This window comes from Streptomyces showdoensis, assembly GCF_039535475.1.
Classification (GTDB): Bacteria; Actinomycetota; Actinomycetes; order Streptomycetales; family Streptomycetaceae; genus Streptomyces; species Streptomyces showdoensis.
Map to the genome: position 1 here is coordinate 62,259 of NZ_BAAAXG010000024.1, position 23,366 is coordinate 85,624.

The window sequence follows — 23,366 nt, forward strand, 5'->3', positions numbered from 1 at the left end:
CCTGCTCCGGGCGCGGGACTACGCGGCCCGTCCGGCCCGCACGCCGTCGGCGACGCGCCGGCCGATGCCGGGGTCGATGTGGGTCCAGTACGTGAACGCGCGCTCCAGGACCGGTTCGCTCACGCCGTCCAGGAGGTGGCCGACCACGTTGTCCACGAGCCGGTCGCGCGCCGCGTCGTCGAGGACCTCGCGGACGAGGGTGCCCGCCTGGCCCCAGTCGTCGTCCTCGGGGTGCGCGACGTACGCCGCTCGGGTGATCTCCCCTTCCACGGACCAGCTCGGCGGGTTGCCGTGGTGCTCGGTGTCAGCGGCGGGACCGCCCTTGGAGTTCGGGGCGTAGACCGGGTCCGAGCTCGTGCGATAGGCCATCGCGCCGTCCTTCGAATACGTGTGGACGTCGACGACCGGAGCGTTCACCGGAAGCTGCTGGTAATTGGTGCCGATGCGGGCCCGGTGGGCGTCCGCGTAGGAGAAGAGCCGGGCCAGCAGCATCCGGTCCGGGCTCGGACCGATCCCGGGGACGAAGTTGTTCGGCTGGAACGCCGCCTGCTCGATCTGGGCGTGGTTGTCGGTGGGGTTGCGGTCCAGCGTCATCCGGCCCACCGGGATGAGCGGGTAGTCGCCGTGCGGCCACACCTTGGTCAGGTCGAACGGGTTGAACCGGTAGCCCGCCGCGTCCTCGTACGGCATGACCTGCACGTGCAGGGTCCAGGACGGGAAGTCGCCGTCCCGGATGTGCTCGAACAGGTCCCGCACGTGGCAGTCGGTGTCGACGCCCGCCATGCGGTCGGCCTCGGCCTGGGTGAGGAACTCGACGCCCTGGTCCGTCTTGAAGTGGTACTTCACCCAGAAACGCTCACCGGCGGCGTTGATCCACATGTACGTGTGCGAGGTGTAGCCGTTCATGTGCCGCCAGGTCCGGGGCACGCCGCGGTCGCCCATCAGCCAGGTGACCTGGTGCGCGGACTCGGGGGAGAGCGTCCAGAAGTCCCACTGCATGTCGTGGTCGCGCAGGTTGCTGTCCGCGCGGCGCTTCTGGGACCGGATGAAGTGCTGGAACTTCATCGGATCCTTGACGAAGAACACGGGCGTGTTGTTGCCGACCATGTCGTAATTGCCTTCGGACGTGTAGAACTTCACCGCGAACCCACGCGGATCCCGCCACGTGTCCGGGCTCCCGCGCTCACCGGCCACCGTGGAGAAGCGGGCCACCAGGTCGGTGCGCGCCCCCGGCTGGAACAACGCGGCCCTGGTGTAGCGGCTGACGTCGTGCGTGACCTCGAACCGCCCGAACGCCCCACTGCCCTTCGCGTGCGGCTGGCGCTCCGGGATGCGCTCCCGGTTGAACTGCGCCATCTGCTCGATCAGATAGGCGTCCTGCAGGAGAACGGGCCCCGCCGGCCCCACGGTGAGCGAATGCTCGTCGCTCTCCACCGGCGCCCCGGAGTCGGTCGTCGTCGCAGGTCGGCTCTCCGTCATCTCCACGCCCTTCGTCGTCGGCACATGCCACCTCACCACCCTGACCCCGCTCGCCTTCCCCCGCGACCCGAGAACAGTCGCCGCCCGGTCGAGCGCCCCGTCGCAAAGGAGCCGACCGCCGTGCGGGCCGGAGTCGTGGCGCTGCGGGCACGGTGCCCCGACGCCGACGCCGACGCCGACGCTCGACCGCGCGACGTACGACCGCGCGACGTACGACGGCGGGGCGCGGTCTCGGGTCGAAAGGCTCGACCTGCTGGTGACTCTCGGCCTCGTGGGTCCGGGACCCTCGCCGCTCGTCCGGCGGCCGCGCAGCCCGTTGGATGAAAGGTGAGCGTTCGAGTGCGGGAGGCAGCTGTGGTCCAGGAGAAGCGGGGGTTCTGCACCCTCTGCAAGTCGCGCTGCGGGGCGGTCTTCACGATCGAGGACGGCCGGCTGACCGGCGTGCGGCCCGACCCCGACCACCCGACCGGCGCGGCGATGTGCCCCAAGGGCCGCTCCGCCCCCGAGATCGCCCACAGCACCCGCAGGCTGACCACCCCCCTGCGCCGGACCAACCCCAAGTCCGACCCGGATCCGGGCTGGGTGCCCGTCTCGTGGGACGAGGCGATGACCGAGATCGCCGAGAAGCTCTCGGCCATCTCGGCGCAGAGCGGCCCCGAGGCGGTCGCGTTCGCCGTGGCCACGCCCTCCGGGACCATGGTGTCCGACGCCACCGAATGGATCGAGCGCTTCATCCGCACCTTCGGCAGCCCGAACACCGTCTACAGCGCCGAGATCTGCAACTGGCACAAGGACGCCGCCCACGCCTTCACCTTCGGAAACCCCCTGCCCCCGCCCGACTACGCCAACGCCGAGCTCGCCCTCCTCTGGGGCTTCAACCCCGCCAAGACCTGGCTCGCCCAGTCCACCGCCCTCTCCGCCGCACAGGCGAAGGGCACCAAGCTCGCCGTGGTCGACCCGCGCCGGTCCACCAGCGCCCTGCGCGCCGACCGGTGGCTGCGCGTCCGGCCGGGGACCGACGCGGCCCTGGCCCTGGGCCTCGCCCACCTCCTCATCGACAGCGGCCGGTACGACGAGGCCTTCGTCCGGGCCTGGACCAACGCCCCGCTCCTGGTCCGCGGCGACACCGGACGCTTCCTCCGCGCGAACGAGCTCCCCGACGCCTGCGACGATCCCGAGGACGCCGCCGGCACCGCATTCGCCGTGTACGACGAGGAAGCCGGGCAGGCCGAGCCGTACGACACCACCCGGGCCGCCTCCCGACCCGAACGCTTCGCCCTGCGCGGCACCCATCACATCACCCTCCGTGACGGTTCGGCCGTTGCCTGCGCACCCGCCTTCGAGCGGTACGCCCGTGCCTGCGCCGCCTGGACCCCGGACCGCGTGGCGGCCGCCACCTGGATCCCCGAGCGGGAGATCCGGGCCCTCGCCGACGACATCGCAGCCGCGTCCTCGGTCACGTACTACGGCTGGACCGGGGTCGGACAGAGCGCGAACGCCACGCAGACCGAGCGGGCTCTCGCCACCCTCTACGCGCTGACCGGAAGCTACGACAGCCCCGGAGGCAACCGCGTCGTGCCCGCTCCCGCCTACAACCCGGCCTCCTTCCCCGGACAGATCGACCCCGCCCAACGCGCCAAGGCCCTCGGCCTCGCCGAACACCCCCTGGGCCCGCAGACCACCGGCTACATCAACTCCGGGGACCTGTGCACGGCCATCGAGACGGGCCACCCCTACCCGGTCCGCGCCCTCATCGGCTTCGGCTCCAACCTCGTCGTCTCCCAGCCGGACTCCGACCGCACCGCGCGGGCCCTGACGGCCCTCGACTTCCAGGTCCACCTGGACCTCTTCCACAACCCGACCAGCACCACCGCCGACCTCGTCCTCCCGGTCAACAGCGCCTACGAGCACGAGGCCCTGCGCTTCGGCTTCGAGGTCAGCCACCGCGCCCAGGAGCACGTCCAGCTGCGGCCGCGCATGGTCGAACCGCAGGGCGAATCGCGCAGCGACACCGAGGTCGTCTTCGACCTCGCCTGCCGCCTGGGCATGGGCACGGCCTTCTTCGACGGCGACATCGAAGCCGCCTGGAACTGGCAGCTCGAACCGCTCGGCCTCACCACCGACGAGCTGCGCCGCAGCCCCGGCGGCAGGCGCATACCCTGCGAGCCGGCCCACTGCCGGTACGCCGCCCCCGCGACGGACCCCGACCTCGGCGTCCAGGACGGCACCGTGACCGGTTTCGCCACCCCCACCCGGCGCGTGGAGCTCTACTCCGAGCGGCTCCTGGAACACGGCTACCCGCCCGTGCCCGAACACCGCGACCCCACCCCCACGGACGCCGCGTACCCCCTGGTGCTGACCTGTGCCAAGCACGGCTACTTCGTCCACAGCCAGCAGCGCTCACTGACCTCGCTGCGCCGTCGCGCCACCGACCCGTCGGTCGACATCCACCCCCGCACCGCGGCCTCCCACGGCATCAGCGCGGGGGACTGGGTCGAGGTCGCCACCCGGCGGGGCGCCATCCGGCTGCGCGCCCGACTCGACGACTCCCTGCACCCCGCGGTCGTCGTCGGCGAGTACGGCTGGTGGCAGGACGCTCCCGACCTGGCCCTGCCGGGTGCCGCCCCGACGAACGAGACGGGCAGCAACTACAACCGGCTCGTCGACCACGCCGTCACCGATCCGCTCAGCGGCTCCACCCCGCTGCGCTCGGCCGCGTGCCGGATCACCCCGGCGGCCGGGAACACCTCCTGGGCCGGCACACGCGCCTTCACCATCACCTCCTCGACCGAGATCAGCCCCGGCGTCCGCACCCTCCGGCTGGTCCCACAGGACGGCGCCCCCCTGCCGGACCACCGCCCCGGCCAGCACCTGACCGTACGCGCCGAGAACCCGGACGGCACCGTCCAGGACCCCTCCCAGGGGCGCAGCTACTCGCTCGTGGGACCCGCCCTCGAAACGGACCGCCGCGACTACCGCCTCGCGGTCCGGAAGATCGCCGGCGGCGCCCTCTCCACCTGGCTCCACGAAGAAGCGGCGGTCGGCGACCTGCTCCACGTGACGAGCCCCGCCGGCGTGTTCGCCCTCCCCACGCACACCGACAGGCCCGTGGTCCTCCTCGCCGGCGGCATCGGCATCACGCCGTTCCTCAGCTACCTCGAAACCCTCGCCGCCACCGGCGGATCGGTCCCCGAAGTCGTCCTGCACTACGGCAACCCCAACAGCGCCGACCACCCGTTCAAGGACCGGCTGCGCGAACTGGCGCGCCGCATACCGGCCCTGACGGTCGTCGACCACTACGCCGCCCCCGCGGCGACCGACACACGCGGGCGCGACTACGACCGGGAAGGGTTCATCGGCGTCGACGACATCGACCCCACCCTGTTCGAACGCCGCGCACGCTTCTACATGTGCGGTCCCCAGCCGATGATGGACGCGCTCACCGGTGCCCTCGTCGGCCGCGGAGTCCCGCCGTTCGAGGTGTTCAGCGAGAGGTTCCGTCTCCTGCGCAGGGACGTGGCGGTGCCCGACGGCGCCGAGTACACCGTGACCTTCGCGCGCAGCGGCCGCAGCGCACGGTGGCGCAAGGGCGACGGCGTCCTCCTCGCCCTCGGCGAGGCCGCCGGCGTGGTCATGCCGAGCGGCTGCCGCGTCGGCCAGTGCGAGAGCTGCGCCTGCACCGTTCTCAAGGGCACCGCTGCCCACCTGGTGCCCCCGTCGGAGGACCTCCCGGAGTCCGAAGTCCTCACCTGCCAGTCCCAGCCGACCTCGGACCTGGTCCTGGACGTGTGAGCCCGCGCTGCGCGTACCGTGTCCGAGCCGTCCGAGCCGTCCGAGCCGTCCGAGCCGTCCGAGCCGTCCGAGCCGTCCGAGCCGTCCGAGCCGTCCGAGCCGTCCGAGCCGTCCGAGCCGGCGCGTGCGCGTGGGACGAAAGGACGGGCGAGCGACCGCGCTCCCTGCCGCGGACCGGGCCGAGGCCGAGCTGACGGCAGGTGTCCGAGCGCGCCGGGAGGGCACCCCCCATGGGGCAGCCCTCCCCGTGCCGGCCGCTGGCTACGGCTTGCGTCCGCACCACGCCACGAGCCGGTCGATGGCCGGCGCGTCCTCGGCGACGTCCACCGCGGCCGCGAACGGCGCACCCTCACGGGGTCCGGCGGGCAGCCCGCGCTGCATGGCGGCGTACGAGATCGCCACGATCTCGGGGTCCCACTCCGGGGACTGGCCGGTCGCGGTGGCCACATCCCACGTGTGGACGGTGAATTCCGAGGTCCACACGGCCGCGGCGGCGGCCCCCGGAATCCTGCCGAACGGCAGCGTCAGCGTCCGGCCCAGGACCGCGGGATCCGCCCACGCCGCCCCGACCTCGCGCACCGCGGCATCCCACGCCTCCTGTCGGCCGGCGTCCGTGAGCTCGTCCGCGACCGTGGGCAGGCTCGTCACGTCGCCGCCGCGCCCGGCGACGGCGATCCGGCGAAGGACGGCGACGAGGTGCCCGGCCAGCTGCCGGACGGTGAACTCGCTGCAGGGGGTCGGCCCGTCGAGCTGTTCGGGCCGGACGGCGGCGACGGTGCGTCCGGCGAGCGCGACGGCCTTCAGCAGGCCCTGTCGGGGGTCGTCGCCGTGGTGAGCGGTGTGGCCGGAGGATGCGGTGTTCTCGGTGTGAGTCATGTCTTCATCCTGGAAGCGAAACAGGTCATCTCCTGGCCTATTTCCCCAGGAGGATTCTCGGCATGAGAGCCGATCGCCTGGTGGCCACCCTGCTGTTCCTCCAAACGCGCCCCCGCGTGACCGTCGCCGAGGTCGCCGCCGAACTCGAGGTGTCGCCGCGGACCGCGCGCCGCGACCTGGAGGCGCTGTCCACCGCGGGCATACCCGTGTACTCGCAGCGTGGCCGCGGCGGCGGCTGGTCGCTGGTCGGCGGCGCCCGTACGGACCTGACCGGTCTGACCGGCGAGGAGATCCGGGCGCTGTTCCTGCTGGCGGGCCCCTCGTCGACCACGCCCGAACTCCGCACGGCACTGCGCAAGTTGGTGCGTGCTCTGCCCGCACCTCTGCGGCCGGGCGCCGAGGCCGCATCGCGAGCCGGTCACACCGACGGCAGGGACTGGTCGCGGGCCGACGTCACGGCCACCGGGCCGCACCTCGACGCGCTCCGTCGGGCCGTCGTGGACGGGATCCAGGTGCGGCTCGGGTACGCCGGCCCCGGCAAGCCCGTCGGCGTGCGCACCGTCCATCCGCTCGGGCTCGTCACCAAGGCGGGCCACGACTACCTCGTCGCCGGGACGGAGCGGGGGCTGCGGACCTTCCGGCTCAGCCGGGTCGCCTCGGTGGAGCCGACCGGCGAGCCCGTCGTACGGCCGCCCGACTTCGACCTCCCCTCGGTCTGGCGTTCGTTCGCCGCCCGCCTGGAGGAGCGGCTGTACGCGGCGACGGTCCGCGCCCGGGTGGCGCCAGGTGCCATGGCGATACTGGAGAGGCTGTTCGACGGGCGCCTGCGCGTCGGTCCGGAACTCCCCGACGGGTGGACGGAGATACAGGTCGACGGGCCGACGCCGGAAGTCATCGCGACACAGCTGGCCGGACTCGGAACACGCGTCGAAGTGCTCGATCCGCCGGAGGCGAGAGAGCGCCTCGCGCGCCTGGCGGACGAGCTGGCAGGAGTGTACGGACCGCCGGTGTCCCCCTGAGCGGAAGACGCCACGGCCAGGTGCTCCGCCCGGTGGCCCCATCCGCCTTGGTACCCGATGCCGTAGACGTGGGCCCCTTCCTCCACGGCCACCGTGCCGTGGTCGGTGAAGGCGACGGGTGCGTCCGGGCACTGCTGTTCACGGCGGGCCGCGCAGCCGGCCACCCCTGCTCGGCCCGGGCGGCGAACTGTGCCGCCTCGGCCTCGGGGCGACGCGGAATTCGGGCGCCGGATGGGCGATCCGACAACGGCCGTTCCCGCCCGTTGGATGTCCTGCCGGATGTCCCGCGCGATGCCTGGGCAGACCCTGTGACCTGCGTGAAGACCCGGTGAAGAAGATGATCATGGACGGATGGGGATGCATAGCCTGCCGGAATGAATCTCATGTTCGGCCGAAGAAGCCGCCTCCTCCAGTTCGCGCTCGGCGCGGCCGTGGCCGCATCGGTCCTGCTTCCCACCCAGCCCGCCCAGGCCGCCTCGGGTCTGGACCCGTTCACCGCGAACTTCAAGCTCACCCGCGTCGACGGGGACAAGACGGGCCTCATCGACTCCGCCGAGGCCGCCGGAGTCGCCAAGGCGTCCGTCACCGACGTCCTGGGCACCCGCACCGGACGTCCGGGGCTCTGTCACGCCACCGGACTGAACGGCGCCCTCAAGCCCGACGGCTTCTGCTGGGACGACGAGGACGACCGGTCCAACTACGCGGACACCCAGGGCGGCTGGATGCCCCAGGGCTTCGCGGGTTCGCATGCCGCCACCCCCGACGGGCTGTACGCGGGGCGCTCCCTCACCGCCACCGCCTGGTACCACGGCACGTACGTCTCGGGCCGCAATCCGCCGACCGTCGAGGACTACGCGCGGGTCACGATCACCGACTCGACCGGCGGCCAGGTCAAGTACGGCCACATCGCACTCGTGGAGCCGGTCAACGGCAACTTCAAGCCCCTCGCGTACGCCTCGCACGCGGACGGCGTGGCCTGGTACGGCAACCGGCTGTTCGTCGCCAACGGCGCGGAACTCCAGGTCTTCGACCTGACCCGCATGTGGCGCATGAACGACACCACGAGCGCCGACACCCGCCTGAACGCGGGCAAGACCTCCGCCCGGTTCCACCTCTGGGCGATGCCGCTCGTGGCCCGCTACAGCACCATCGGCACGGCCGCCGTCGACAACGTCTCCACGGCCTGGGTCAACAACAGCCCCCGCGCCTGCGGTCCGGCCGTCAACGACGAGCTGTGCCTGAGCAGCCTCAGCGTCGACCGCTCCGGCGCGACACCGGCCCTGGTCTCGGTGGAGAACCGCGGGGGCGCGGGCGCCCGCATCGTCCGCTGGCCCCTGTCGGCCCTCGGCACCGGCCTTCCCACCACGGTGGCCTCGGAGACCACGGGCTACTCCTCGCCCGTCTGGGGCATCCAGGGCACGGCCACCGACGGCACCAGCTACTACATGAGCGGCGCCTGCCCGGCGTACTGGCCCGGCGGCACCGATCTCTACTCCTGCGTCCACGTGGCCAAGCCCGGCGAAGCACCCCACGTCCTCACCCAGGTGCCGCTGCTGACCCAGGGCCTCTCCTGGGACCCCCTCGCCAAGCGGCTCTGGGGCGTCAACGAGGCGCTCGCGGACTCCAACGGGCCGCGCAGGGTCGTGTTCGACATCGAACCCGACGCGGGCAAGCCCGTCGACGGCTGGAGCTGGCTCACCAACTTCCACCAGGTGGGCTCCGTCTGCGCGACACCCCAGGGCAACGGCACCGCCAACGGCACGCCGATCACGGTGTGGACCTGCACGGGAGCGGACGTCCAGCGCTGGAAGTACGAGAACGGCCTGATCGTCCACAAGGCGAGCGGCAAGTGCATCACCCCCGAGGCGAACGGCGCGAACACCAACGGCGCGCTCCTGACCCTGTGGACGTGCAACCCCTCCAGTGACGTCCAGCGGTTCTCCCCCTCGGCCGACGGCAGTGCCGTGAACGCCTACGGCAAGGCCATCACGCCGAAGGGGAACTCCTTCGGCAACGGCGTCTGGCTGACCCTCTGGACCCAGGGCAGCCCCCTCCCTGACGTCCAGGACTGGGTGGTGAAGGGCTTCTAGCCCCACCCGGGCTTCCGAGTCCCGCCACCCGCTCCCGGACCCCGACAAAGGGCCGGCCCTCGCCCGGGCCGGCCCTGCGTGATGACAGGCCTCCTCACCGGACCCTCCTCGTGTGGAGCCGGCAGGGAGACAGCCGCCCCCGCACCGGCCGCCCGCGCATCGTCCGTCGCCGCTAGAGAATCAGATGGCCGGGCGGCAAGGTGCCGGCGACGATCTGCTTGCGCGGCGCGTAGTACGGGCTTGCACCGGTTCCGGAGTAGAACCAGGTTGCCCCTGTGGTGTCGCGGCCGATCAGGTCGGCCTTGCCGTCGCCGTCGACGTCGCCGGGGGCGACCAGCGCGTTGTAGAGGTTCCACCGGTCTCCGATGTCCTCGGCCTTGGCGTAGTAGCCCTGGGTTCCGGTTCCCCTGTAGAGGTACAGATCGCCTGCGGTGTCGATACCGAGGAGGTCGGGCTTGGCGTCGCCCGTAAGGTCGCCGGGCGCGACGAGAGTGGGATAGACATCCCAGCGGGTTCCGATCTGCTCGCGGGGGGCGTAGCCGCTTCCGACACCCTTGTAGAGCCAGAGGACGCCATTGCCGTCTCGACCCAGAAGGTCCGGAGTCGAGTTGGCGTCGCCGTCGAAGTTGCCGGGAGCGAGCAGGAGGTTCAGGCCGGCGAAACCGTCGCCGGCCCGTTCGCGATGATCGCCGGAGCCGGAGTAGCTCCCGTCGGCGAGACGCCTGTAGCGCCAGAGCACGCCGCCGGCATCGACGCCCATCAGGTCTGTTCCCTGGCGTGCGACGAGGGCGATCCCGTTCCAGCCGACGCCTACCCTGCACTCCTTGCCCAGGGTGAGGTTCGTGGACCCGGGGGCGTTGTCGTAGGCGAGTGCGTGGCGGAACAGGACGCCCTTCGCGCCTCGCCGCAGAACGGCGCCGTCGGTCATGTCCGAGGGGCCGCAGATCCACTCTGCCGCTCCGCGGACGGGCACGTGGTCGGAGACCCACGTGCCCGTGTGGGGGTTCGTGACGTCCGGGAGTGCGTCGCCTACGGCGTTGCGGAAGAACTTCGAGCCGAAGAAGATGTAGTCGATCTTCTTCCGCTTGTCTGCGGGTTCCCCCTTGGCGAGGTAGGTGGTCTCTCCCCGCCGACAGCGCAAGGCGCCCACGGAGCAGGCGGGGGCGTAGGGCAGGTGGCCGTTGAAGTAGTCGGTGTCGGTCTCATCGGCCTCGATGAACCCGCCCGTCGCGTTTTCTCCGGTGGCGGGCTCGTACAGATGACTCATGACCGTGGTCCAGGGCGAGGTGTTGAAGTCGCCGGCGAGGATGACGGGCGTCCCCTCGTCCTCCCAGGCCCTCGCCTCTCGGGCGAGGAGTGCCGCTTCGTCGTCCATGACGTACTTGCCCGCGGATCCGGGCGTTCCCCAGAAGAGGTGGACGGAGCACGCCCATGTCGTCCCGCTGCTGGTGAGGGTCTTGAGGCACGGGGTGCGGATGTCCTCGGCGACGAGGGAGTCCGGGGCGGTGATCCCCAGCTTCTCGTTGATCGCGGCGGCGGTGTCCAGCTCGATGGCACGTTCATCGACGCGCTCACCCCGTACGAGGATGCCCATGCCGTAGTCCCCGTCGCTGGGGTTGTCGGCCACCGTCGGGTCCTTGCAGAGGCCTGCCCTTAGCTTCGCCGTGCTGACGTAACTACCGGCGAACGAGGACCCGAGACGGGCGTGGAGCTGGTCGAACTGGTACTTGCACACCTCGACGAGAGCGACGTAGCCCGCACCCCCATCCCGTGGCAGACGTCTCGTCCACGATCTTCTGGTAGCGCACGGCGTTGGCTTCCTCGGACGGGTCGCAACCGACGGTGGCCCCGCTGCCGCAGAGGTTGTACGTCACCACCCTCACCTGAGGGGCCGTCGCGGGGGCCCACCACGTCCGCCTGCGCCTGGGGCGCCGTCAGTACGAGCGCAGTCAGCATGACGGCCAACGAGGCCGTCAAGGCTCGCAACTGTCTGAGACGTGTCATGAGTCCCCCCACTGGGCGCGAAACTGAAAGATCCACAAGATATCGCACGCGTGCTCGAACGCCGAGGTCGTTCGGCCCGTCGGTGGCTGGAGGTGACTGAACACGCCCCGGGCGGCTGACCAAGCGTCAACTTGGTCTGGTTCTCGGGGGTTCGCCGAACGTGACCATTTCGAGGAGGGCTTGGCGTGATGACGTGTGCAGGGTGGAGGCGGTGCGGAGGGGCTATTAAGAAACCTTGTTGAATAACGCTTACCTCGGGTTCGCTCTTGATTTGCCCCTGCCAATGCGAACAGGGTTCCCTCGAACGATTGACGCCCCACACGTCAACACGAGGAGAAATTCCCCTTCATGGCAACTCACAAGCGATCTCACGGTCTTCGCAACACGGTCATAGCCACAGGTGTGGCAGGTGCAGCAGCCGCGGCGCTGTTCGCCGGCAACCTCGCCGGGGCGGCCGCCCCGGCCGAGGGGACCGTGTACGGACTCGGCGCCCCGGGCGCCGTCGACGGCAGCTTCGTCGTCATCCTCGACGCATCCGCGAACAAGGCGGAACTCGCGAAGAAGTACGGCGGAACCCTGCAGCGCGCCTACGGCTCGAAGGTCAACGGCTTCTCGGCCTCGGGTCTGACCGTCCAGGAGGCCAAGCGGCTCGCCGCCGACCCGGCCGTCGACACGGTCGTGCAGAACAAGCGCTTCAGCATCAAGGAGACCCAGGAGAAGCCCCCGTCCTGGGGTCTGGACCGGATCGACCAGACCGAGACGGCCGGCGACGAGAAATACACGTACCCGGACGGTGGGGGAGAGGGCGTCACCGCGTACGTCATCGACACCGGCGTCCGGATCTCGCACCAGGACTTCGGCGGCCGGGCGGCCAGCGGCTTCGACGCCGTCGACAACGACGACTCGGCCGACGACGGCAACGGCCACGGCACCCACGTCGCGGGAACCATCGCCGGCACCTCCCACGGTGTCGCCAAGAAGGCCAAGATCGTCGCCGTGCGGGTCCTCGACGACAACGGCTCCGGCACCACGGAGCAGGTCGTGGCGGGCATCGACTGGGTGACGCAGAACCACTCCGGCCCCTCGGTCGCCAACATGAGCCTCGGCGGCGGCGCCGACGAGGCGCTCGACGCGGCGGTGCAGCGTGCCATCGCCTCCGGCGTGACCTTCGCGGTCGCCGCCGGAAACGAGTCCTCCGACGCCGGTCAGGGCTCGCCCGCGCGGGTGCCCGAGGCGATCACCGTGGCGTCCAGCACGAAGGACGACGAGCAGTCGGACTTCTCGAACTTCGGTGCGGTGGTGGACCTGTACGCCCCCGGCTCGGACATCACGTCGGACTGGAACGACAGCGACGCCGGCGTCAAGACGATCTCCGGCACGTCCATGGCCACGCCGCACGTGACGGGGGCTGCAGCCCTCTATCTGGCGGCCCACCCGTCGGCGACGCCCGCCGAAACGGCCACCGCGCTGACCGGGGCGGCGACGGCTGACGCCATCAAGAACCCCTCCTCCGGTACGGCGAACAAGCTCCTGAAGGTGGTGCCCTAAGAGCCTACCGACAGCCGAAGCGGATGGCCCCCCACGATGTGGGGGGCCATCCCCGCTGTCGGTGGGCGATCCGGGGAAAGATCGGTATGTGTGAGGATCCGGTTCGCGGGCAGGCGGTTGGTGAGCAGGTGGGACTGCTCACCGGGCCCGCGGTCCTTTCCCCTGCCGCAGGCCCGATCGGGTGAACGACCGGCCCGTGCCCGTGATGTGCGCGGGCCGGTCACCTCAAGCCGCCGGCTTCCGCGTCATCGGCACCCGCGAACGCATCGGCCGCCATCACGGCCACCTGGTGCGGCGTCGCCCTCGTCGAACGCCGCAGCCCCCTCATCAGCTGACCGTCCGCACACGCTCCGGCCACAGTTCTCCCGCAGGCCGGGCAGCACACACTCGCCCCCTTGGGCGCCGTTTTGCCGGAGCGGCAACAGGAGTGGCGTCACCGGGCCATGACGGGCGACGTTGGCCCCATGACCGACGACATCACAGCGGGATCGCCCGCATCCGACACTTCCCTGCCCGGCGACGGATACGTCGGAGACCCCGCGGTAAGAGCGGAGTGGGACACCCGATACGCCGACCGGCAACAGCTGTGGAGCGGCCGGCCCAACGGCGCGCTCGTGGCCGAGGTCGCCGGGCTCACGCCCGGGCGGGTGCTCGACGTCGGCTGCGGCGAGGGCGCGGACGCGGTCTGGCTCGCGCGCGGCGGCTGGTACGTGACCGGACTCGAGGTCTCGGGCGTGGCCCTGGAGCGGGCGGCCGGGCACGCGCGCGACGCCGGTGTCGGCGTTCGCTGGGTGCACGCCGGGCTGGCGGAAGCGGCGCTCCCGCCGGCCTCCTTCGACCTGGTCTCCGCGCAGTATCCGGCCCTCCTGCGCACCCCCGACGCCGCAGCCGAGCGAGCGCTGCTCGCGGCCGTCGCGCCCGACGGCGTACTGCTGCTCGTACACCACGCGGGGATGGAGACCCAGCAGGCGCACGACAGCGGCTTCGACCCGGCTGACTACGTCTGGCCCTCGATGGTCGCAGCCCTGCTCACGGACGACTGGCAGGTGGAGGTGAACGAGCAGCGTCCCCGTGTGGCGCCCGACGGCGGTGCCGGTGCGCACCACACCGACGACGTGGTGCTGCGTGCGCGACGACTGCGCTGAGCTCGTCCGCTCCGGATCACGGAGGACGCACAAACGCGTCGGAAATATTTGACGCGTCGGATTCTTCCGACGCATACTGAGGTCATGCCCACGGATGTGTTCGGCGTGCTGGCCAATCCGGTACGCCGCAGACTGCTGGAAAGCCTGCGGGACGGCCCCCGCTCGACGGGCGAGCTGGCAGGGATGTTCGAACTCGGCCGGCCCGCCGTCTCCGAGCACCTGGCGGTGCTCCGTGCCGCCGGCCTCGTACGCGAGGAGCCGCGCGGCCGGCACCGCTTCTACCACCTCGAACCGGCCCGGCTGGCCGAGGTGAGCGAGTGGCTGCATCCGTTCGAGCACTACTGGAAGCAGCGCCTTGACGCGCTGTCCGACCTCCTGGACGAGGAAGACGGATCATGACGACCGAGAACGACACGAGCGCCCCCGGCGGCACGAGCGACGCGATCACCTGCGAGAAGTTCCTTCCGCACCCCCCGGCGGCGGTGTGGAAGGCCCTGACCGACCCCGAGCTGCACGCCCGCTGGTGGGCCGCCGGCGACGTCAAGCCCGTCGTCGGGCACCGCTTCACCCTCGACATGGGCAACAACTTCGGTCACCAGTCCTGCGAGGTCACCGAGGTGGACGCGGAGCGCCTGCTGGCCTACCGGTTCGCCGAGGGCACCCTCGACACCACCCTCACGTGGACCCTGCACCCCGAGGACGGGGGCACCCGCCTCGTCCTGAACCACACGGGCTTCGACCTCGACTCCCCGATGGGGCGACAGGCGCTCGCCGGCATGGGCCACGGCTGGCCCCGCGTCCTGGACAACCTCGCCACGACCCTGGCCGGCGCTGCCTGACACGCGGCACCGGACAGGCCGGGATCGCCTCCTTCTGCGCGCCCCCTTGTGACCGGGCTGGGTCGGCGGTGCGATCCAGGCCCCGGCCCCGGCGCGAAGTGCCGCGTGGCTCCCGCGGATCTCCGGTCGGCCCTCGCCGTGGCTGGTCTCCCGGGTGGCATGGGCCACGAGGCACGGCCCCATCGATCTGGAATTCGATGTGGATACAGGCGTTCTCATCACCTTTTGGTCAGAGCTGTTCTGTTCCGGTCGTTCATGAGCGATAAGCGGTTCTCGGTGTGTTTGGCGGGATAGGGCTGGGGCGGCGGGGACCGCGCCCGTGGGGGGAGCGCCCGTGGAGTGGAGGGAGATAGGGCGATGGCCAACCTGCACTACGAGATACTCACCGATCCCGGGCAGCTCCAGGTGTCGGGGAAGGGCAAGGACGAGGAGTCGCCGGGGGCGGTGCACATCGTCGTCTCGAATCCGAGCGCCTCGTCCGTGACCCTCTACGAACTCGAGGTGGCGGTCCCCTTCGGCAACGGGAAGACCCATCTGACCGCGCACGTCGACAGGATCCGGGCGCGTCTCGGCGCCAGCACCCTCAGCTCCTCGGTCGGCCTCTCGGAGAACTGGAACGGCACCACCGGGACGTACCGGCTGGAGGCGCTCTCCGGAGTGCGGCTGCGGAAGGGCGAGGTCCTGGTCATCGAGCTGACCGACTTCCCCGTCTCCTCCGAGGAAGGGCTGGTCCGGCTGTCCGTGGCGGAGGACTCGCACGGCCGTGGCCCCAGGGCCGACCACCTCGTCACCCTGAGCCTGCTGAAGCACGCCCCGCGCGTCCCCCGCAACTTCCGTGCCGACAACACGCTGCTCGGGCCGGCGGAGCAGGTCACCCTGCGGTGGGACGGTCCCGAAGACCTCGACTACAAGATCCAGGGCCCGGTCGGATCCCCGCAGCCCGTCCAGCAGACCTCGGGGGCCTGGCACTGGTCGCCGAAACAGGGCGAGGAACCCAAGCGGGACGCCACGTACGTCCTGATCGCCACCCCCAAGAGCCCCCATCAGCCCGGCTACTACCTCACCACCACCGTCCACCTGCGCAACCCCGAGTTCGAGAGCGTGACCGCGACCGGCGGGCTCTCCACGCCGTGGGTGAAGGGCATCCGGCACGAGGGACGGATCGAGTTCACCGACGCCGGCGCGAAGGTCCTGGACGACCAGCGGGCACCGGGCACGGTCGAGGCCAAGGCGGCCCTCGCGGAGACCGTCCTGGCGACCGCGGGCGTGACCACTCCGTGGGTGAAGGGCACCGACCACGAGGGCCGCATCAGGTTCACCGACCGGGGCGCCGAGATCCTCGACACGCAGCAGGCACTGGGCGCGGCAGCGGCCGACAGCGCCACCGTGAACACCCTCACCGCGCAGGTCGTGACGGCCAGCAGCGCCACCGTCGACACGCTCGCCGCCCACACCATGACCGCCGACAGCGGCACCGTCAGCAGCCTCGCCGCCCAGGCCGTCACCGCCGACACCGCCGTGGTCAGGACCGGCGTGTCCACCCCCTGGGTGATGGGCACCGACCACGAGGGCCGCATCCACTTCACCGACCAGGGCGCCGAGATCCTCGGCAGCGGCCAGGCCCCGGGCACGGTCGCCGCGGCGACCGCCGACGTGGACAGCGTGCGTACGGGGCTGGTCCGCGGAAGGGACGGCGGGGCGGGCTGGGTCCGGTTCCCCGCCGACGGGATCACCGTCGGCCACGGCGACGGCGGGGACCTGGGTGTCGTCACGGCGGAGCGGGTCCGCGTGACCGGCGTGAACACCACGTGGGTCGGCGACGTCGACGGCGGCAAGGGGTGGATCGAGTTCCCGCGATCGGGCGCGAACGTCCGCCGGGACGGAGCCCAGGAGTGGGGCACCGTCGCCGCCGACAAGGCGGACCTCAACGGCGTCAACACCGCGTGGGTGCAGGGCCGTACGACCGCCGACGGATGGATCGAGTTCCCGGCCGACGGGCTGAACGTGTTCCAGGGCACCGGTGACCGCCAGTGGGGCATCGTCGCGGCCGGGACCGCGGACCTCAACGACGTGATCACCCACCGCGCCAGGGTCAAGGAACGCCTGCACCTGGAGGGCGGGCTGACCGTCGACGGCGTCCTGGAGACGCAGGACGGACCGCCGCGTCTGATCGTCCACGGCCGCCTCGACGCCGAGGGGGACGTGCTGGCCTCCGGGACGGTGACCGCCGCCGGCGACCTCACCACCAAGGGCATCCTCCGTGTCTTCGGGGAGTCCCGGCTCAGGGGCAAGGTCAACGCCAACGGACACCTGTCGGTCCGCAACGGGGAGTCCTGGATCCTGCACACCAACGACGGAAAGGTCGCCATCCAGGGCGACCTGCGCGTCCATGGAGCCTTCCGCTCCGACAGCTGACGCTGTTCCGTCGTCCCTGTCCCGCCGGCCCTCACGAGGCCGGCGGAACAGGTGCCGCTCGGCGGTGCGGGAGGGGAGTCCCGCGGTGCGGCTCCCCGGAAGGGGCGTCAGCCCCGGGGCACCGCGACGTACGCCTCGCGCGGCGACGTGGTGGGCGTGTAGCGGGACGACGCGGCCGCGCTCGGGGTCAGGTCCCGGTGGATCACCTTGGAGACGGCCTGGATCGTCTGCACGCCGTAGTTCATCGTGCTGTTGCCGTCGGTGAGCACCGAGATCGAGTAGTCGTGGCCGCCGCCCCGGAACGCGCCGATGCTGTGGACGCGCCAGCCGCGGGTGGAACGCTGCAGCCAGCCGTTCTTGACGTGCTTGGTCACCGAGGAGGGCGCGCCGGCGGGGGTTCCCCACTGCTGGGAGGGGATGACGTTCGCCATGAGCTTGAGGACGTAGGCGCGGGCGCTGTCGGTCAGGACGGTGTTCTTGGTGGTGAGCAGCCAGAGCAGCTTCTGCTCGTCGGTGACGTTGATCCGGGTGAGTCCCCAGTAGCCGCCGGACCCCGGCACCGTCTGCGTCATGCCCGCCGCCGCCAGGAACCCCTTGACCTTCGTGACGCCGAGCTGGTTCCACAGGGCGGTGGTGGCGGCGTTGTCGGACTTGGTGATCATGGCGGTCGCGAGCTGGGACTCGCGGGTGGTCAGGTACCGGTTGTGCTTCTTGGCGTCCCACAGGAGCGTGGCGAGGACGGTCACCTTCACGACGCTCGCCGAGTCGTACGAGGTGGTGGCACGCAGGGTGCAGCTGGTGTTGGTGACGCGGTCGCGCACGTTGACGGCGACGGTGCCGGCGCGCCCGGCGAGCGCTGCGGTGATGTCCCGCTGCAGCTTCGTGGCGAGCCCGGCCTTGCCCGACGTACAGCTGACCTGCGGCGCGGTGGCGGCGGATGCGGGCGCCGCGCCCGCGACGACCGGTACGAGGATCCCCGCGGCGGCCACGACCGGAAGGACGCGGGCGCGCAGGGAAGTGTGGTGAGTCATGTGAGTCCCCCTGAGTGTTGAACGAGTACGCCGATGGCCCACTCGACGTACATGACGGCTGGGCGCACGGATGGTTGTACGAATCGACTGCCCGGCCCCAGGCTGTTGCACAGCGGTGACAATCGGCCCCTCTCCTGCGGATGACAGTGCCGTTCGGGCCCTGCCGGTGATCTTCGACCGGAGCCCCGCGGACGCGCGCCGGATCCCGGCGAGCACCACGCCCGGCAGCGGACGGGCACGTCGTGGCCGCCCCTCCCGGCTCCGCGGAAGGCCCGTCATCAGGTGCACAGAAGGGCACTTGGGCAGGAGAAACGCAACTTCGACAGGATCCGCCGGAGCAGTTACGTTCACCTGGCCTTCGGCGACCGGTCACGGTCGCCCAGGAGTTCCTCCAGGCCGAGCCACGACCGGTGTCGAGGCGGGTCCGTCGCGCGATGACGGCCCCTCGACGTCGTGGCCGAGCCGGCGAACCGGGTCCGCACCGGCCCACGACCAGGGAGAGACACATGCCCCGCCTCGCGCTGTACACCTTCGGCGTCCTCAAGTCTCCGCTCGCCGCCGACACGCCCCTGACCCGCGAACTCAAGGACAGCGGGGCGGCCGTCTACGGGACGATCGGCCGGCAGCCCGGGTATCTCGGGCGCGCGGAGGCGGTGGACGGGGGCCGGGGCCCGCACTTCGACCTGGACTGGGGCGTGTGGGGAGAGTTCGCCGTACCGGCCTGGTACGAAGGGGGCCGTACGGCGCGGACGACCGCCCTGGACGCGACCCTCTCGCTCTGGACCGATCTGGGCTCCGCGGTCGACGCCGTCTTCACCGGCCTGCACCGCGAGGCGCTGAACCGGCGTCACGACTGGTTCGAGCGGACGGGCCGACCGAGCCACGCGTGCTGGTGGCTCGGCGACGAGGCGATACCCACGTGGCAGGACGGTGTCTCCCGGCTGGAGCACGTCCACGAACACGGCCCCGCGCCGCACGCGTTCACGCTCCACCACTCCTTCGGCCCGGACGGGACTCCGGCCAGGACCGGGCCCAGGGGCGTCGGGCCGAAGGGTGACCGGGTTCGATGACGAGCGGGGCGGCGCGTGCGCGGTCGGAAGGTCGGCGGAACGAGCAGCGTCAGCGTCGTCGCACGCGTGCACATCCGGGATGCGCGGCGGCTCCGAGTCCCGTGCGTCCGCCGCTCCCGCAGCGTCGCGGTGCCCGGACGGGGTCCGTGGCCGCCGGCCGCCTGCTAGCGTGACGGCATGCGTGTCCTGGTGATCGGGGGCAGCGGCTACGTCGCCGGACTGATCCTTCCCGTCCTCACGGCCCGGCACGAGGTCACCGTGCTCGACCCGCGCCCCAGCGCCGGGGGCGCCCACACCCACCTCACCGGATCGGCGACCGACCCGGTGGCGCTGACCGCAGCCATGGACGGTGCGGACGTCGTCCTGCACACCGCCCTCGCCAACCCCACCGGTCGACAACTGGCCGACGCGGCACGCGCCTTCGACATCAACGTCACGTCCGTCCACCTCGCCCTGGCCGCCGCCCACCAGGCCGGAGTGCCCCACGCCGTACACCTCTCCAGCCTGTCGGTCTTCCGTGACCTCACCTCACGCGCGCTCGACGAGACGGTGCCGCCGGACGCCACCGACCCGTACGGCCTGACCAAACGCCTCGCCGAACAGGTCTGCCACGCCGCCGTCGCCCAGTGGGACATGTCGGTGACCGTGCTGCGCCTGGCCTGGCCGACCACCGACGAGGCGTGGCCCGCCTGGGCGTTGCCCGGCCGACCGCCCAGGACCCACACCCTCGACGGCGCTCCGGTCCACGCCCTGGCCGCCGACGACCTGGCGCGAGCGGTGCTGGCCGCCCTGGAGCACCGCGCCGGCTACGACGTCTTCCACATCACGGGGACCGACCGGGCCGGACTCTGGAACCAGGCCAAGGCCCGCGACCTGCTGCACTGGGAACCGCGACGCCGGTGACCGCCCCCAGCGACCGGTGCGGTGGGCCGACGCCACGGAGGACCCCTTCGGCGGCGGAGGGAGGAGGGCCCCCGCGCCCCGAGGCCTTGCCCGCGCCGTCCTGCTGCTCGCCCTCACCACACCGGTACGCAGCAGCGCGTCGAGCCGGCCGGTCGGCCATCCGGGCCCGTCAGGAGCGCCCCGTCCGGGATCGGGTCAGACACGTGTGGTGGCGCGCAGAAGCCGGTTCTGTCGGTGCAGGGCGAGTTCTCCGGGGGCGCAGGCTGCGAGGGTGTCCGGGTCGGTGACGGGTGGGCGGGCGGTGCGGACGACGGAAGCGGCAGCGTCGCGCAGCCAAGCCGGGTCGGGTTCGGCTTCGGCGAAGGTGGCCAGCCGGGCCAGGTGGTGCTCCGGTTCGTCGAGGATGTCCTCGTAGGTCAGGGCCATCCGCCGGTCTGCGGGCAGGCGGATGAACTCTTCCACTCCGTGGGTGATCAGGCCCGACCAGAAGGTGCCGAACGCGGCCAGGGGGATCGGGGAGCGCATCACCAGCTCGCAGTCCACGTCGCCCGCCAGGTGAGCCAGGTGCTCCGGCAGGGACGCGGGCGTGCTCGGGGGCCGATCTGGAAGGGGGAGGTGAGGCCGAGCAGCCCCATGGCCCGCGTCCGCAACAGGAGGGTGCGGAAGCCGATGTGCCGGCTCATCGACAGGGCGCACGCGGGTCCGGAGCGGCTCAGGTGTACGAAGCGGGCTTCCGGGAACATCGCGCACAGCGCCGGGAGGAAGGCGAGAGAGGCGCCCGAGCGCTCCACCACCACCGAGCCGCCCAGCCGTCGCGAGAGTTCGGCGAACAGCGCACGGTAGTGGACGGCAGTCGGCCGGGCGGGGCCAGCCGGGGATCGTGGCGGCGAGGTCGTCGTGCAGTGCGTCGGGGGTGGCGCTCAGCGCCGGCAGCGCCATGTGCGAGATGGCAGGAACACCGGTCTCGGGCCGGAAGCGCCCGTCCGCGTAGGGGTAGAGCAGCTCGGGCATGGGGTGACCGGAGGCTGCGATCGCGTCGAGGGGGCGGGCCGGCCCGCTCAGGAGCGACCAGAAGTCCCGCCCGTCGACCACCCCGCCCTCGAACGCGAGATGTCCCCGGCAGGCCAGTGACGTGAAGAACTCGTTCATGCTCAGCACATCGGGATGAGCCTGCAGGGCGCGCGACAGCATGGTCGACCCACACCGCCCGCTCCCCACGATGAAGGTGAGATTCATGAACCCTCCAACACGTCATCCCGCTCCGTAACCGAACATGACGGTAAGTCACACCACCAGTCGGTGTCCCGGGCCGGAACAAGACCCAGCGGGGACCCCCGCGCCCTCCGCGCAAGACACGCCCGTGACCAGCGGGGCGCACCGAAGCTCAGGGCAGCGAGCCGGACTCAGGAGGGATTCACGCGGACGGGTGACCGGACTCCCGCCCTGGTACGGGTGAACTCTCGCCTCTGTGCCGCGCGACCATCTCCACCGGCGGTCCGGGGAAGGCCGAGTGGGGGAGAACCGGAGGCCACGAAGGCCGCTCACCGCGCACGTGGTGGCAACGGCTCAACCAGCCCGCCGTGCCGTCCGTCTCCGTCGGAGTGCCCAGACCACCAGGGCCGGCACGGCGACTTATTTTTTTGTTTAATTACTATAATATTAAATTATTTGCTTTTTATTTAATTTTATTTAAATTAATATTAATAAATTTCTAACTTAAATAAAAATAATTAAATTTTTTTATGATGTTTTATTTATATATATTTAGTTTATTTAATTATTTTTATTGGAATTAAATTTATTATTTTTTTAATTTATTGTAAATTTTTAAATTGTGTAATTAATTTATATATGCTCTTTTAAATCTTATTCTTAAGAAATTTTATTTATTTTTAATAATTTAAAAGATATTTATTTAATCTAATTTATAATTTTGTAAAGAAATTAGATATACAAACTTATAGACATTAAAAATTATTTATCTTTCTATTAATTTTTTTAATTTCATATTATAGTAAAATAATAAAATTAATCTATAAATTAAAAAAAAAAATATATATAAATATAAAAATTTTATATAATTTTTAAATCTTAATGTAATAAGTAAAAACATTTAGGCAGTATTTTCGATAAAAAATTACTGTTTCCTATTGTTGTTTTAATTATTAAAATCTTTACAATAATAATTTTGATGCCCATTTAAATAAGCGATTAAATAAAATTATTATTATATAAAAATATTTATTCAAAATTTTATAATTGTTTTATGCTTAAATCCACTTTTTCTTTTATTTTATTTATATTGAAAAATAGACTTATTTTTTTTTCTCTTTTTGACTTATTTTATTAATTAATTAGTTCTTTTATCATTATTTTTTTAATATTTTATTTTTTTTAAAGTTTTTTTTATAATATTTTATTTATATTATTATTTTTATTTGTTTGCGTTTCCGTGTTAGATAAAAGTTAATATTGTTATTTTTACATTTTTTTTAATAAAATTATTATTTCTTTTATTTGTTTAGTTTATAATTATTTTTCGCACCCCCCTAATCCATTTAAATTAAATTTTTTTAAATTTTTTTTAAAAAATAATTTTATTAAAAATTTTTTTATATATTTATTAATATTCTAATCGTTAAATTTTAATTATTTTAAATAAATTTTTTAAAATTTTTCCCCCCCCTTTTTTATGTTTTTTAATTTTTAATTTTCTTAAATTTTTTTGTCATTCTTTAATATTTTTCCCTTCTTTTTTCCGTTCATTTATTTTTTTAAATTAATTATTTTTCTTATCTAATAATCTATTGTATAATCCCCTTTCATTTTATATATTTTTTTTCAATTTTTAAATTTTATTTAAAATCTTTTTTGTTGTTTTAAATAAAAAAAAAAATAATTTTTATAAATTTTTTCATTATAATTTTTTAAAAATCTTCTGTTATTTTTCTTTTAATTGTTTTATTTTTATTTTATAATTTGTCTCATAATTTTATTTTATAAAAATTTATTTATTTCCCCCCCTTCATTCTTATCCTGTTTTTAATAATGGCTTCATTTAATTTTATCTAATACCCCACCTTTAATCCCCCCTAATCCACCCCCTCATTACTTTTAATCTTCTCTATCTTATGTTTTATACGTTAAATATTTTT

The 23,366-nt window shown here is 67.7% G+C and carries 15 protein-coding genes; 10 read left to right on the plus strand and 5 right to left on the minus strand.

The window, feature by feature from the left end; translation table 11 throughout:
* Positions 1–18: 18 nt before the first annotated feature.
* Positions 19–1,479, minus strand: a complete 1,461-nt coding sequence (locus tag ABD981_RS12215) for a catalase (protein ID WP_046910419.1) — start codon at positions 1,477–1,479, stop codon at positions 19–21.
* A gap of 339 nt (positions 1,480–1,818) precedes the next feature.
* On the opposite strand from ABD981_RS12215, the gene ABD981_RS12220 reads away from it, so the two are divergent.
* On the plus strand, positions 1,819–5,271 hold the full coding sequence (locus ABD981_RS12220; protein ID WP_240495388.1) for a molybdopterin-dependent oxidoreductase: 3,453 nt from the start codon (positions 1,819–1,821) through the stop codon (positions 5,269–5,271).
* 261 nt (positions 5,272–5,532) lie between these two features.
* On the opposite strand, the gene ABD981_RS12225 is transcribed toward ABD981_RS12220, so the two are convergent.
* The gene (locus ABD981_RS12225; protein WP_046910394.1) at positions 5,533–6,147 is read right to left on the minus strand and encodes a TIGR03086 family metal-binding protein; all 615 of its coding nucleotides are present in this window, start codon (positions 6,145–6,147) and stop codon (positions 5,533–5,535) included.
* Positions 6,148–6,209: 62 nt separating this feature from the next.
* Here ABD981_RS12225 and ABD981_RS12230 point away from each other — a divergent pair, with 62 nt between their 5' ends.
* Both ABD981_RS12230 and ABD981_RS12235 read left to right on the plus strand, forming a co-directional pair.
* On the plus strand, positions 6,210–7,166 hold the full coding sequence (locus tag ABD981_RS12230; protein WP_046910393.1) for a helix-turn-helix transcriptional regulator: 957 nt from the start codon (positions 6,210–6,212) through the stop codon (positions 7,164–7,166).
* A gap of 374 nt (positions 7,167–7,540) precedes the next feature.
* Positions 7,541–9,256 carry an RICIN domain-containing protein gene (locus ABD981_RS12235; RefSeq protein WP_123954937.1) on the plus strand — a complete coding sequence of 572 codons (1,716 nt, stop codon included), beginning with the start codon at positions 7,541–7,543 and terminating at the stop codon, positions 9,254–9,256.
* Between the two features lie 172 nt (positions 9,257–9,428).
* Here ABD981_RS12235 and ABD981_RS12240 read toward each other — a convergent pair whose 3' ends face one another.
* The gene (locus tag ABD981_RS12240; RefSeq protein ID WP_345529095.1) at positions 9,429–11,033 is read right to left on the minus strand and encodes an endonuclease/exonuclease/phosphatase family protein; all 1,605 of its coding nucleotides are present in this window, start codon (positions 11,031–11,033) and stop codon (positions 9,429–9,431) included.
* Between the two features lie 575 nt (positions 11,034–11,608).
* Between ABD981_RS12240 and ABD981_RS12245 the strand changes: the two genes are divergently transcribed.
* From ABD981_RS12245 to ABD981_RS12265, 5 genes are all read left to right on the plus strand, one after another.
* Positions 11,609–12,808: a S8 family peptidase gene (locus ABD981_RS12245; protein ID WP_046910391.1), complete on the plus strand. Its 1,200-nt coding sequence runs from the start codon at positions 11,609–11,611 to the stop codon at positions 12,806–12,808.
* Between the two features lie 464 nt (positions 12,809–13,272).
* The gene (locus tag ABD981_RS12250; RefSeq protein ID WP_046910417.1) at positions 13,273–13,953 is read left to right on the plus strand and encodes a class I SAM-dependent methyltransferase; all 681 of its coding nucleotides are present in this window, start codon (positions 13,273–13,275) and stop codon (positions 13,951–13,953) included.
* 84 nt (positions 13,954–14,037) lie between these two features.
* On the plus strand, positions 14,038–14,352 hold the full coding sequence (locus ABD981_RS12255) for an ArsR/SmtB family transcription factor (protein ID WP_046910390.1): 315 nt from the start codon (positions 14,038–14,040) through the stop codon (positions 14,350–14,352).
* A complete protein-coding gene (locus ABD981_RS12260) occupies positions 14,349–14,792 on the plus strand; it encodes an SRPBCC family protein (protein WP_046910389.1) in 444 nt (147 codons plus the stop codon). Before ABD981_RS12255 ends, ABD981_RS12260 begins: the two co-directional genes overlap by 4 nt.
* A gap of 357 nt (positions 14,793–15,149) precedes the next feature.
* Positions 15,150–17,207 carry a hypothetical protein gene (locus ABD981_RS12265; RefSeq protein ID WP_046910388.1) on the plus strand — a complete coding sequence of 686 codons (2,058 nt, stop codon included), beginning with the start codon at positions 15,150–15,152 and terminating at the stop codon, positions 17,205–17,207.
* Between the two features lie 107 nt (positions 17,208–17,314).
* Here the strand turns inward: ABD981_RS12265 and ABD981_RS12270 are convergent, their stop codons facing one another.
* Positions 17,315–18,238, minus strand: coding sequence for a serine hydrolase (locus ABD981_RS12270; RefSeq protein ID WP_046910387.1), 924 nt, complete (start codon positions 18,236–18,238; stop codon positions 17,315–17,317).
* Positions 18,239–18,744: 506 nt separating this feature from the next.
* Here ABD981_RS12270 and ABD981_RS12275 point away from each other — a divergent pair.
* A complete protein-coding gene (locus ABD981_RS12275; RefSeq protein WP_046910386.1) occupies positions 18,745–19,308 on the plus strand; it encodes a DUF3291 domain-containing protein in 564 nt (187 codons plus the stop codon).
* Between the two features lie 177 nt (positions 19,309–19,485).
* Positions 19,486–20,211, plus strand: a complete 726-nt coding sequence (locus ABD981_RS12280) for an NAD-dependent epimerase/dehydratase family protein (protein ID WP_046910385.1) — start codon at positions 19,486–19,488, stop codon at positions 20,209–20,211.
* A 195-nt stretch (positions 20,212–20,406) separates the two neighbouring features.
* Here ABD981_RS12280 and ABD981_RS12285 read toward each other — a convergent pair whose 3' ends face one another.
* Complete coding sequence (locus ABD981_RS12285; RefSeq protein ID WP_345529086.1) at positions 20,407–21,447, minus strand: hypothetical protein; 1,041 nt, start codon at positions 21,445–21,447, stop codon at positions 20,407–20,409.
* Positions 21,448–23,366: the final 1,919 nt, after the last annotated feature.